The sequence below is a fragment of the Candidatus Methylomirabilota bacterium genome, assembly GCA_028870115.1.
GTDB lineage: Bacteria > Methylomirabilota > Methylomirabilia > Methylomirabilales > Methylomirabilaceae > Methylomirabilis.
This window is the reverse complement of sequence record JAGWQH010000121.1, coordinates 1-12,019: the sequence shown is the minus strand read 5'-3', so window position 1 is coordinate 12,019 and position 12,019 is coordinate 1. Positions and strand designations below refer to the sequence as shown.

General features: G+C 60.0%; 13 protein-coding genes. 11 read left to right on the top strand and 2 right to left on the bottom strand.

The window, feature by feature from the left end; all coding sequences use genetic code 11:
- On the top strand, positions 1-2,277 hold a 2,277-nt coding region (locus KGL31_14280; protein MDE2323046.1), incomplete at its 5' end, for a sensor histidine kinase KdpD.
- Positions 2,270-3,022: a response regulator gene (locus KGL31_14275; protein ID MDE2323045.1), complete on the top strand. Its 753-nt coding sequence runs from the start codon at positions 2,270-2,272 to the stop codon at positions 3,020-3,022. The genes KGL31_14280 and KGL31_14275, both read left to right, overlap by 8 nt.
- 10 nt (positions 3,023-3,032) lie before the next feature.
- Here KGL31_14275 and KGL31_14270 read toward each other — a convergent pair whose 3' ends face one another.
- Positions 3,033-3,965 carry a M28 family peptidase gene (locus tag KGL31_14270; GenBank protein MDE2323044.1) on the bottom strand — a complete coding sequence of 311 codons (933 nt, stop codon included), beginning with the start codon at positions 3,963-3,965 and terminating at the stop codon, positions 3,033-3,035.
- 138 nt (positions 3,966-4,103) lie between these two features.
- Here KGL31_14270 and KGL31_14265 point away from each other — a divergent pair, with 138 nt between their 5' ends.
- A complete protein-coding gene (locus KGL31_14265) occupies positions 4,104-4,436 on the top strand; it encodes a hypothetical protein (GenBank protein ID MDE2323043.1) in 333 nt (110 codons plus the stop codon).
- 115 nt (positions 4,437-4,551) lie between these two features.
- On the opposite strand, the gene KGL31_14260 is transcribed toward KGL31_14265, so the two are convergent.
- On the bottom strand, positions 4,552-4,995 hold the full coding sequence (locus KGL31_14260) for a hypothetical protein (GenBank protein ID MDE2323042.1): 444 nt from the start codon (positions 4,993-4,995) through the stop codon (positions 4,552-4,554).
- A 720-nt stretch (positions 4,996-5,715) separates the two neighbouring features.
- Between KGL31_14260 and KGL31_14255 the strand changes: the two genes are divergently transcribed.
- From KGL31_14255 to KGL31_14220, 8 genes are all read left to right on the top strand, one after another.
- Positions 5,716-6,204 (top strand): hypothetical protein, encoded by a 489-nt coding sequence (locus KGL31_14255; protein ID MDE2323041.1) that lies wholly within the window; start codon positions 5,716-5,718, stop codon positions 6,202-6,204.
- Between the two features lie 292 nt (positions 6,205-6,496).
- The gene (locus KGL31_14250) at positions 6,497-7,936 is read left to right on the top strand and encodes a DEAD/DEAH box helicase (protein MDE2323040.1); all 1,440 of its coding nucleotides are present in this window, start codon (positions 6,497-6,499) and stop codon (positions 7,934-7,936) included.
- Positions 7,937-8,300: 364 nt separating this feature from the next.
- A complete protein-coding gene (locus KGL31_14245; protein ID MDE2323039.1) occupies positions 8,301-8,579 on the top strand; it encodes a type II toxin-antitoxin system HicB family antitoxin in 279 nt (92 codons plus the stop codon).
- Positions 8,580-8,584: 5 nt separating this feature from the next.
- Positions 8,585-8,761, top strand: coding sequence for a type II toxin-antitoxin system HicA family toxin (locus tag KGL31_14240; protein ID MDE2323038.1), 177 nt, complete (start codon positions 8,585-8,587; stop codon positions 8,759-8,761).
- A 136-nt stretch (positions 8,762-8,897) separates the two neighbouring features.
- Positions 8,898-9,599 carry an addiction module protein gene (locus tag KGL31_14235; GenBank protein MDE2323037.1) on the top strand — a complete coding sequence of 234 codons (702 nt, stop codon included), beginning with the start codon at positions 8,898-8,900 and terminating at the stop codon, positions 9,597-9,599.
- Between the two features lie 22 nt (positions 9,600-9,621).
- Positions 9,622-10,911, top strand: a complete 1,290-nt coding sequence (locus KGL31_14230) for a DUF2130 domain-containing protein (GenBank protein ID MDE2323036.1) — start codon at positions 9,622-9,624, stop codon at positions 10,909-10,911.
- Positions 10,912-10,999: 88 nt separating this feature from the next.
- On the top strand, positions 11,000-11,338 hold the full coding sequence (locus KGL31_14225) for a hypothetical protein (GenBank protein MDE2323035.1): 339 nt from the start codon (positions 11,000-11,002) through the stop codon (positions 11,336-11,338).
- Between the two features lie 285 nt (positions 11,339-11,623).
- Positions 11,624-12,019 (top strand): hypothetical protein (locus KGL31_14220; protein ID MDE2323034.1); only part of this gene is annotated, 396 nt, incomplete at its 3' end.

Below are 12,019 nucleotides of genomic sequence, written 5' to 3'. Positions count from 1 at the left end.
GTCTACACCACGCTCAACATCCAACACCTCGAGAGTCTCAACGACGTTGTTACCAAGATCACTGGAGTAATCGTTCGTGAGACGATTCCCGACTCGGTTCTCGAACAGGCCGAAGAGATCGAGCTGATCGACCTGCCTCCCGACGACCTGCTGCAGCGTTTCAAGGAAGGCAAAATCTACGTCCCGGAGCTGGCAAGGGAGGCGATCGACCACTTCTTTCGGAAAGGCAACCTGATCGCCCTTCGGGAACTGGCGCTGCGGCGCACGGCCGACCGCGTGGACGCGGAGATGCGCGCATATATGCGCGACCAGACCATCCCCACGACTTGGCCCGTCACGGAGCGTCTGATGGTCCTGGTCAGTCCGAGTCCTCATGCTGCCCAGACTGTCCGGGCCGGTAAGCGGATGGCAGCGGCGCTGCGAGCGGAATGGATCGCGGTGTACATCGAGACGCCCGCGCATGCGCGGCTGAATGAGGCAGACCGCAGGCGCGTTGGCGACACGCTCCGGCTGGCTGAGACGCTTGGGGCGGAGGCGGTGACCTTAAGCGGGTTGCGGGCCAATGAAAGTGAGGAGGTCCTGCGGTACGCCAAAGCGCGTAACGTCACCAAGATCATCCTGGGGAAGCCATCTCGCTCCCTCTGGAGGCGAATCACGGCGGGCTCGATCGTAGACGCCCTGATGCGCGGCAGTGGCGACATCGACATCTATGTCATCAGCCGGACCGGGGCTCCGCCCGCGCCGGTTGCCAGGGTGGAGCGAGCCCCTGAGCTGGACTGGTCCGCCTACGGCCGCGCCATGGCTGTCGTCACGCTCTGCACGGCGGTGGCGTGGCTGATGTTTCCGTATTTCGGGCTCTCCAATCTGATCATGGTGTACCTGCTCGGGGTGACCGGCGTCGCCGCTCGATCCGGGCCTGGTCCCTCTGTCCTGGCCTCCATCCTGAGTGTGGCGGCCTTCGATTTCTTCTTCGTGCCTCCCTACCTCACCTTTGTCGTGGCCGATGCCCAATATCTCATCACCTTTGCGGTTATGCTGGTGGTTGCGCTCGTCATCAGCGGGCTCACGGTGCGGATCCGCACCCACGCAGAGCTGACGCGCCAGCGTGAGCGACGGACCGCGGCGCTGTACGCGCTGAGCCGGGAGCTGGCCAGCACGCGAGGCGTGGACAATCTCCTGCGGGCCGCCGGCCGGCACATCGCCGAGGTGTTTGGGGGCCAGGTGGCGTGGTTACTTCCTGACCCGGGCGGCCACCTCAGTCTGCAGACGGCGCTCTCGGCTCAGTTCGAGATGACCAGTTCCGAGCTCGGGGTGGCTCAGTGGGTGCATGAGCACGGGCAGATGGCCGGACTCGGGACGTCAACACTGCCGGGGGCAAAGGCGCTGTACCTCCCGCTGGTTGCGTCCCAGGGGACGCTCGGCGTGTTGGGGCTGCAACCGGCAGAGCCACAATCGCTGCAGGCGCCCGAGCAACTGCACCAGCTTGAGACCTTCGCCAATCAGACCGCCCTGGCGCTGGAGCGCACCAGGCTCGCCGAGGCCGCGCAAGAAGCGCAGATACGCGCAGAAGCCGAGCGACTGCGTAGCTCGCTCCTCAGTTCGGTCTCCCACGATCTCAGGACGCCCCTCGCCTCCATCACCGGGGCAGCCAGCAGCCTGCTGGAAGGTGACAAGATGCTCGATGCGGTGACCCAGAAAGAGCTGCTCGAAACGCTCTCCGAGGAGGCCGAGCGCCTCAATCGCCTGGTGAACAACCTGCTCGAGATGACGCAGCTCGAGTCCGGAACCCTCCAGGCCAGGAAAGAGTGGTACCCGCTGGAAGAGGTGGTTGGCGTCGCGCTGGGCCGCCTGGCGAAGCTCTTGCGCGACCGCTCCGTGACTACTTCGTTGCCGGCCGATCTGCCTCTCGTGCCGATCGACGACGTCCTGCTGGAGCAGGTGTTGATCAATCTGCTGGACAACGCCATCAAGCACACGCCGGATGACAGTCCGCTCGAGATCACGGCCTGGGCGGAACCTGGAGCGGTCACCGTGGAGGTGGCGGACCGCGGCCCGGGGCTCACGCCGGGCGACGAAAAGCGGGTGTTTGACAAGTTTTACCGTGGTCCGGGGCGCACCTCGCGCGGTGCCGGTCTCGGGCTGGCCATCTGCAGGGGGATCGTGGAGGCGCATGGCGGTCGCATCTGGGCCGAGAACCGACCTGAGGGTGGCGTGACGTTTCGCTTCACCATCCCTCTGACCGGCACTCCCCCGGAGCTGGAGGGGATCGATGCCTGATGTTCCGGACAGTCTGGACGCAGCGGTTCAAGAGGGGGGCGCGGATGCTCGGACGAGTGGACCGGTTGTTGTGCTTATCGAGGACGAACGACCGATTCGTCGTTTCCTCCGCGCTTCTCTGACTGGTCAAGGGTACCGGCTCGTTGAAACAGCCACAGGTGAGGAGGGATTGACGGAAGCTGCGACGCGACAGCCTGACGTCGTCATCCTTGACCTCGGTCTGCCTGATATCGACGGCCTCGAGGTCATCCGCCGGCTCCGCGAGTGGACCGCTGTACCGATCATCGTCCTCTCGGCGCGGGGGCAGGAACGCGACAAGATTGCTGCGTTGGATGCGGGCGCGGACGACTATGTAAGCAAGCCGTTCGGGGTGGGCGAGTTGCTGGCTCGCATGCGGGTGGTCCTGCGACACGCAGCGCGCAACTCGACAGCAACTGCCGAGTCAACGTTCGCCATAGGCGATCTGCATGTAGACCTGGCGCTCAGGCGGGTTACGGTTGCGGGGCGGGAGGTCCACCTGACTCCAATCGAGTACAGGTTACTGACGACGCTCATTCATTATGCGGGAAAGGTGGTGACCCAGCAACAATTGCTGAAGGAGGTCTGGGGCCCCCAGTCCACCGAGCAGGCGCACTACCTGCGGGTCTATGTCGCCCAGCTCAGGCGGAAGCTCGAAGCCGACCCGGCGCGTCCGCGCTATCTGCTGACCGAGCCAGGCGTGGGCTACCGCTTGGCATCGGAATAGCCGCAGGAGGCTAGTCTCCTTCTTTGTCCAGGCCGCCCAGGGCTAACGTTGTGAAGGTCTCGGCGAGCCCCGCTGTCAATCGGGTCAACTCCGGATAGGCCAGCTTTTCGGGAGTATCGTGGCTCGTATGGTAGTGCGGGTAGCGGTAGAAGGCTGTATCGGTGACCATGAAGGCAGGGTAGCCTTGCCGCCAGAACGACCAATGATCGCTCCAAGCGACCCCGGGAATAAAGAAGAAGGTCGCAACGTGCTCGAGCGGAAAATCGGAGGCATGGCGGAAGGCCTGCGCTGCGCGGCGCATCAGGACGCGCGAGCGGAAGTTGGAGACGAAGGCGATAAAGTTGGCGCGGTTCCGGTAGAAGAAACGGAAGAGGGGCGGGTAGCGCTGGCTGCCGGGCTCGTCCCGGTAGGAGCCGATCGTTTCCAGCGAAACCATCAAGCGAATGGCATCGCCGCGGGCACGCGCGGCCTTGGCATAGATGACGCTCCCCTGCCGCCGTGTAAAGAAGAACGGCGGCTCCTCATTGACGAAAGCCACGAAGCGAACCGTCAGCGCCGGCGTGATGTCGGCGAACAGTCGCGACAGCTCAAGCAGGGCGGCGACGCCGCTGGCGTTGTCATTGGCGCCCGGGCTCCCCTGCACCGAGTCGTAGTGGGCGCCGATAAGCAGAATCTCTGTCGGTCGAGTGCACCCGAGCCGCGTGATCTCCAGGTTAGCCCACTGCGTGCCGGAGAGGTCGTACCAGTGGGGGACAACCTGGTAGCCCTGGTGGCGCCACTCGGCCTCGATGTAGTCTGCGGCGGCGCGCAGCGCCTCGGGCCGGAAGACGTTGCGCTCGCCGAGCTCGCCGGCGAGGCGCTCGATGTGAGCCCGCAGGCGTGAGGCTGAGATCTGTTGGGCGATGCTCGCGGTTTCAGAGGCTGGCTTTGGCGTATGCGACATGGTATCATCCGGCGATGGCAGTTCGCGCGAGCAATCTCGATCGGCGCGGGTGTGTAATAACCGTTCTCCATTCCTCACTATTTTACACCAGAGAATATGGCGCTAGTTTAGAAAACCATCAACAGGAGGAGGGGCGAGATGAGGCAGATCGTCGCATGTGGTATCGCAATGCTCCTGATCGCGCATAGCACCCAAAGCTGGGCGGCGTCAGAATCAGGCAGGCCGAAGAGTACGCTCGGACAGGTCGGTACAGGGATCGGAAGTGCCGTGGGGACATTCGTCTATTTCCCGTTCAAGGCGGCCTTCTGTATTTTAGGCGGGCTGGCAAGCGGCGTGACCCTGATAGTTGCGGGATCAGAGCAAGCCGGAAAGGTAGCCAGTACCTCCTGTGGAGGGAACTGGACGATCACGCCGGCTAACGTAGCAGGCGAAGAGCCGGTGAAGTTTACGGGTGATTCCCATACGCGATAGTAGAGAGCGCGCCACCGCTCTCTACTCCGATGTTCATACGCAAAAATTCCGCATTCTGATCGGAATTGTATTGGGAGTTGGGTGAGGTGGGCGGCGGAACGTGCGCGAAGCCAACCTAGTCATCCTCCCTCTCCTTGTGCCGGAAACCTCTTCCGCGACCTGCCCAGTGCGGTCGGCCCTCGCCTCTCTTCCAATGACCGGGCGGGACCTTGTAGTAGGCCACCGGTACGGCGAGGACGGGTCGGGGTACCCTTTCTACGGCGATGAAGCTCCATGGGCCGGCATAGGACGGCGCTACGAACCATGCACCGTTGTGGTGGCTGTAGTATCGCCTGTCGTACGCGAAGAAATTAACGCTCACGCTCGGCGCATAGTAGACCGGCGTCCCGGGTACAACGACAAGTGGCGGTGGAGCTGGGAGGACGATCGCTGGAGGCGGTGGAGGTGCCCCGACGTTGATGCCTATGCTGAAATCGTTTGCATTGACGGGGACCGGCATCACCATCAGGTACGAGGCGACTGCTACGGTGCTGGCAGCGAGGACAAGCGCGCTTTTCATCTCAAATACCCTCCCCTTATAGTATCCGGCCGCAGAAGTTGCATCCGAGAAACATACCGATCGCCGTAGAGAAACTACCACCTTAATGCTTTCAGTAAAATGCATACACGGTGCCAACACCCGTATACAGGTAATACCTTGATTTTGCGAGAGTGCCTCCCTCGCGCTGGTTGCAGTTGGCGCTTGGGAACGGTTAAATCTTCCACAGGTATGTAATTGTTGAAGTGGCAAGACAGATTCAGGGTTAACTGGTAACCTCTCCGCTATCTTCCGGCTCGCCACGGCTTTCGTCGCTTCGCTGACTTGCTGAACGATCACCGACATGCTGCCCCCACGTATAAGAGATCGGTGGTCTTCTCTTCCACCCCCTGAAAACAGAATGAAAAATCTACACTAGTCCCGTGTGGTCGAAGGCTACGCATCGCTGTAATTATAGAAGAAATCTGAGGCGGCTGCTTGGCACGGAGATTGCCTTGGGATGAGGTGAACCCTTTGATTGCCGAATGAGGAGCGGCCACACACTGACTGCTCACCGAGGTGTGAAGAAAGAAGTGAGTTGGAAGAGGAATGTGGGTGCGAGTGGCGACAATTTTTGGGCTAAGGCTTGCCAAGGCAACATCAGTCGCCGTGCTCAGGAGAGAAGGGGATAAGCGGTCGCTCTACAATCAACATCACCAATCCTTTTGACCCGGAACGTTGAGAAGGGAGAAGAAGAAAGCGATGTTGGATCAGAGGTGGAATCTGTGGAAGCTCACTGCAATCGGGATGGCGGTGGTCTTTGTCACGGCACTGATTACCGGACTGGTGGTCGCAAACTGGGTCGGTAATCAGAAAACAACGCCGGTTGCCGAGACCCCTCGAGGGCGGGTCTCGCGAGCCGTTTCACCGCAGATGGCGCCGTCCCTCGTAGCGAGACCGTCGGCTTCGGACGTCGCGGCGTGTAATCAGTATGCGAGATCCATGGCCGGCGACAAGACAACCGAGACCCTCAAGGACGCTTTGGTCGGAGGGGCTATCGGCGCTGGCGTGGGCGCGGCTGGCGGCGCGATCGCCGGAGGCGGCGGAGGCGCCGGCAAGGGAGCCGGCATCGGAGGCCTGGTGGGGGCGACTGCAGGCACTTTCTACGGTCTCAACGAGGGCAGGCAGAGTGATGCCCGCTACGTTGCTGCGTACCGGGGCTGCATGAGGAGCCGGGGCTATAGGGGCTAGTGTGTGCTCGCTTCCAGCTCAATGAGAACCAGGAGCCCGGGCCGATAGCCGCCACCTAAACTTTCCCCTTGGAAGAACGCGGCAGGCGTGTTATAGTTACTCGACATTGCAGCAGTGAGGTTGATCGAGGCCGTGACGCGGCCCGATCCATTGTCGAGTTGGGACGTTCAATCCCGCACGGTGACTTCTCCGGTGATCCCACCGTTACCCCACTCAAACTGACCGGACAAACAGCACGGATGCGTTCTGCCCATCAAAGGACAGGCGCGCCCGACACCAGCATTGGAGAATCATGTCGTTTTCGTCATTCAGACTCAACGCGAACCTGTTGAAAGCCATCCACAACATGGGGTTTGAGCACCCCACGCCGATCCAGCGCCTGGCTGTCCCGCCCCTCCTGGAGGGGAGGGATGTCATGGCCTCCGCCGTAACGGGAAGCGGCAAGACTGCGGCCTTCCTGCTCCCCATCCTCCACCGCCTCGCAGACAAGCCCAGGGGAACCACAAGGGCGCTCGTCCTGGCACCCACCCGTGAGCTGGCGGCGCAGATTTCGGAGCACCTCCACGAACTCGCGGCGCACACGTCCCTGAAGGGCGCCGCGGTCTACGGGGGCGTGTCCATGGGACCACAGGAAGGGGCATTCCGCAGAGGCGTGGATGTTCTGATTGCCACCCCGGGACGGCTCCTCGACCATTTCCAGTACCCGTATGCGCGCCTCTCCGGTATCGAGCACCTCGTGCTCGATGAGGCGGATCGCATGCTCGACATGGGCTTTCTGCCGGACATCCGCCGCATCCTGCAGCACGTCCCCAAGAAACGGCAGACGCTGCTCTTTTCGGCGACCTTGCCGGCGCCCATCATGGAACTCGCCAGGGACATGCTGCAGAACCCGGTCTCCCTGAACATCGAGCGCAAGGCCGCGCCGGCGGCAGGGATCACTCATGTAGCCTACCCTGTCCCGCATGAGCTGAAGTCCACCCTCTTCCTGGAACTGGTGAGGACCAGCGCATCTAAGCACGTCCTCGCCTTCACCCGAACCAAGCACCGGGCCAACCGGCTCGCCGACTTCCTTGAAAAGTCCGGGGTCACCTGTGAAAGAATCCATGGCAATCGCAGCCAGGCGCAGAGGACCGACGCTCTGGCGAGTTTCAAGAGGGGACGATGTCGCGTCCTGGTCGCGACAGATATCGCCGCCCGCGGCATCGACGTGGAGGGGCTAGGTCTCGTCGTGAATTTCGACGTTCCGCAGCTCCCCGAAGATTACATCCACCGGGTCGGGCGCACGGGACGGGTGGACGCGACGGGCGATGCCTACACCCTTGTCTCTCCGAACGAAGAGGACACTCTCCGCGCCATCGAGCGCGCCATCGGTACACGCCTGCCCCGCCAGAAGGTTCCGGGGTTTAATTACGCAACGACACCTACTGAGCGCTTTGAGATCCCCCTCGCCGAACGTATTGCTGCCATCCGCGCCCGAAAAGCGGAAGAGCGGGTGCGGGCGAAGGCGAATGCAGCGCGGCGCGCCACACAGGGGATCACAGTGAGTCCTGCCGGAAACGGGACAGGCGGGCAGAACCTCAGGAGCAATCGCGTAGCCCGTCCGAGCCGCTGGGCCGGAAAGCCGGTTACAGGAAAGTCCTTCAGCAGGCCAGTCAGTGGACGCTTGAACCGGACGGCCGACTGGCGAGGCAATGGCTCTACCGTAGAGCCACGAAGCGCTCAGCGGACGTAGAAAACACCCCCTATGCGGTCCGGAATAGGCTTCGTGGTCGCTTGACCGCGAAGCCGTAATCCCCTCTCTGGGTTGGGCCACCTGCCTGCCGTGCCGGACGTGAGACAGGCAGGTGGTTCCAGTGTAGCCGCTCCCTACCTATCATCGCTGCCTCCCTGTACTATCCCTCCATGCTCTCCTGTATCCTTGCCAAGGTTTGCCATGTGGAATAACATGTTACGACAATGAGGGGCTGTGCTCACGGCACAAGCCTTGAAGTAACAACATGTTACTCCCAGTATGAAGATCGTCCATAGGTGCGTACCTAGCGAGGGAATGCGATGCTGGCAGAGCTCGATATATCCAAGGCAAAGGAGTGAGTGCCATGCCGAAACTCTACAAGATTCCGCTAGTGTTGAGTCCTCAGCCCGAAGGGGGGTACACGGTGGCCAGCCCGGTATTGCCGGAGCTCATCACGGAGGGAGATACGCCGGAAGAGGTCATGCGGAACGTGAACGACGCTCTGGAGGCGGCGCTGGAGCTGTACGAAGATCAAGGCAGGCCGCTACCTGCGAATGTCCGGCAAGACCCACAGGCCGATCCAATCTGGTTCGAGTGCCTGGTGTCCGAATCTCGAAGTGTTGGAAGATTGAGGTCAAATTGAGAGCTATGGGTTGTATTGAAATTCTACGACACCAGGAAGGCTCGCATCGGAAATGGCGCAATTCTGCTACGGGGCGGGGGACCACAGTCCCGGACTGGGGCGGAAAAGATCTCAAGCTCGGGACCGTTCGGGCGATCGTACATCAGCTCGGTCTTGACTGGAGCGAATTCCAACGGATATGAGCAACCTCGTTGAGCACTCCATCTGTGATGGCGTCTTCGAAGAACCGACGCACTATCACCACGATGCGCAAAACAAGGAGTCTGAGGGGCGCGAAGGTAGACGGTCCGTATAGTACCAGATCGGTTGAAGCCCCGGATGGACTTGACGCCGTACCACGCGACGTACTTGGCCTACGAGCTGACCAAGTGCTGTCCGTCCGACGGCATAGAGAAGCTCGCCGGCGCACTCGTCGATGTCCAGGTAGACCTCAATCCCCACCAAGCGCAAGCTGCGCTGTTCGCCTTCCGGTCTCCTTTCTCGAAAGGCGCCATTCTCGCTGATGAGGTGGGGCTGGGCAAGACCATCGAGGCCGGCCTGGTGAGCGTCATTGATGAGCGTACATTCGGCGATGTCCAGAGCTTCCGTGAGCAGTTTGCCTATCTGAACAACCACGCAGTGTTCAACACGCTGAAGGCTCGTTTGCAACCGCTGTGTCACCGGACGCTGCGCCGCCAGGTGCTGCCGTACGGAGATCGAGAGCGAGTTGCAACAGCGTGTCTCACGGACGACGCTGTTTCCGATCCGGTGGAAGCTGGCATAAGTATTCCGGTAAGGTGGGTTTATTTTTTGTTGCAGGCATGCAACAATACCCGAAAAATAGGAACGAGGTTTCATGAGGAGGAGTACACAATGAGTCCGAAGTTACTTGAGATTGAACGGGAGGCCATTCGCTTGCCGGTCAAGGATCGGGAGGCGCCGGCTGAACGCCTGATGCGCAGCGTGCAACGCAAACCCTTGACCCAGGTAGACGAGGCCTGGATCAAGGAAGCGGAACGCCGGTTTTCCGCGCGGCGATGAGGGAAACGGGTAGGGATTCCAGGTGACCGAGCCAACAATCATCTGTCCAAGCTGCAAGGCTGAGATCAAGCTCACAGAATCGCTTGCCGCGCCGCTCATCGAGGCTACCAGGCGCGAGTACGAGAAGCGTCTAACCCAAAAAGACGCCGACTTCGCTAAGAGAGAACAGTCGCTCTATGACCGCGAGGAAGCCCTCAATAAGGCAAAAGAGTCTCTCGATGACCACGTCGCCGAGAAGCTGAGGCAGGAACACGCAAAAATCGCAGCCGAGGAAGCGAAGAAGGCTAAACTTGCCCTGGCGACTGATCTTCAGCAAAAGGCCACGGAGATAGCAGACCTTCAAGAAATCTTGAAACAGCGTGACGAGAAGCTTGCTGAGGCCCAGAAGACCCAAGCCGACCTCCTCAGAAAACAACGTGAGCTTGATGATGCCAAGCGGGAGCTTGAACTAACGGTTGAGAAACGAGTGCAGGCGGGGCTTGCCACAACCCGTGACCAGGCGAAAAAAGAAGCGGAGGAATCCCTAAGACTCAAGGTGATGGAGAAGGAGCAGACCATTACCTCAATGCAGAAACAGATCGAGGATCTGAAGCGCAGGGCTGAGCAGGGGTCACAGCAACTCCAAGGGGAAGTGCAGGAGCTTGAGCTTGAAGCGTTGTTGAGCGCCAAGTTCCCTCGTGACACCATTCAGCCTGTCCCGAAGGGCGAGCACGGTGGCGATGTGCTGCAAATCGTTTGCGGTCTTGCCGGTCAGCCTTGCGGAGTAATACTGTGGGAAACAAAGCGGACCAAAAACTGGAGCGATGGTTGGCTGGCAAAGCTTCGCGATGACCAGCGATCGGCAAAGGCAGAGATTGCCGTCATAGTGAGCCAAACCCTTCCTAAGGGTATGGAGACATTTGGATTGATTGATCAGGTCTGGATAACGGATCCCAGATCGGTGATTCCCGTTGCTGTGGCGCTTCGCCATATGTTGGTAGAGGTTGCTTTAGCACGCCAAGCGTCTGAAGGACAGCAAACCAAGACCGAGATGATTTATCAATATTTGACGGGTCCACGTTTCCGCCAACGCGTGCAGGCAATAGTGGAGGCTTTCTCTTCAATGCAGGAAGACCTCGATAAGGAGAAGAAAGCCATCACGAAGCAATGGGCCAAGCGCGAGGAACAAATCGACCGTGTCATGCAGTCAACCGTTGGCATGTACGGCGACCTGCAGGGAATCGCAGGGAAGACATTGCAGGAGATCGAGGGGTTAGAACTACGGGCGTTAATCTCGCCGGAACTTGTAGACGAAGAAGCCGCTCCAGGGTAAAAAGTGGTTGTCAGCAGGCAGTTAAGGAAAAGCCTTTTTTCGGCTGCTCTCCCAAAAGTGTCAGTCCGACTCAGAGCGCAAACTTGCCGTGATTCTCGACCGGGAGGTCCAGAAGTGGTTCAAACCAGCGCAGGGGCAGTTCCAGATTTCCTATAAAGTGGGCATTGACTACCACGACTATGTCCCGGACTCTGTGGCTGAAACGGAGAGGGTCATCTACATGCTCGAACCGAAGGCGCGAAATGAGATGACCGATACCGAGGTACTGGCAAAGAAAGAAGCGGCTGTGACGTGGTGCGCTCGCGCCGCGACCCACGCTATCAGCAATGGGGGCAAGCCGTGGACGTATGTCCTCATCCCGCACGATGCGATTGCCGAGAACATGACGCTTGGCGGATTGATCAGCCGGTTCGCAGCGACGCCCTGAATGTCACTGATGAGCGCAAAGACAACGTACCGGAACCTTTTTCAGTAGGTGTGCTTCGCGGTCGGCATGCTTGTGGCCCAACCTTCTATTTTCCGCCTGCCTGCGCGCGCCGACCTGGAACAGGAAGAGCGGGAGACGGAACGTGGGTAACGAACGGAGTCGGGAGATCTAATCACCTTTTCAGTTCGGAGTTAAGAAACCGCTAAGCGCCTACGAGTCGATCGTAAAGAAGCAGATGAATACATAACACCCAGGCGTAACCATGGGAGAAAGAAGGAGTCAGGGATGACCGGAAGAGTGCCAGTTTTCATCAGTGTGGTGCTGGGTTTGGTCTTGATGGCGGGGTGCGCGAAGCGTGAGATCCATCTTAAAACCGTCAAGGTAAGTTCTTCAGCCGTCTACTGCATCTTCGATCAATCCTGTGCGGTGACCGTTACCGACAGTCTTACCACTCCTATCCCGATGAAGACCGGGGGAACGGCTTTTGTCGAGTCCCGCACCTTCGCGGGCAAGCCTGGTACGCCGGCAAGCGGTCTGTACGGCTATGAGTACCGGATTGATCTCTCGAAGGCCGTTGAGACTATGGTTGATGTCGAGGGCGTCAAGACCAAGCACATTCCGTGTCTGCTGTCTATGACGCTTGAGTTCGGTCCCATCGTCGATACCCTGGATTACGATGGC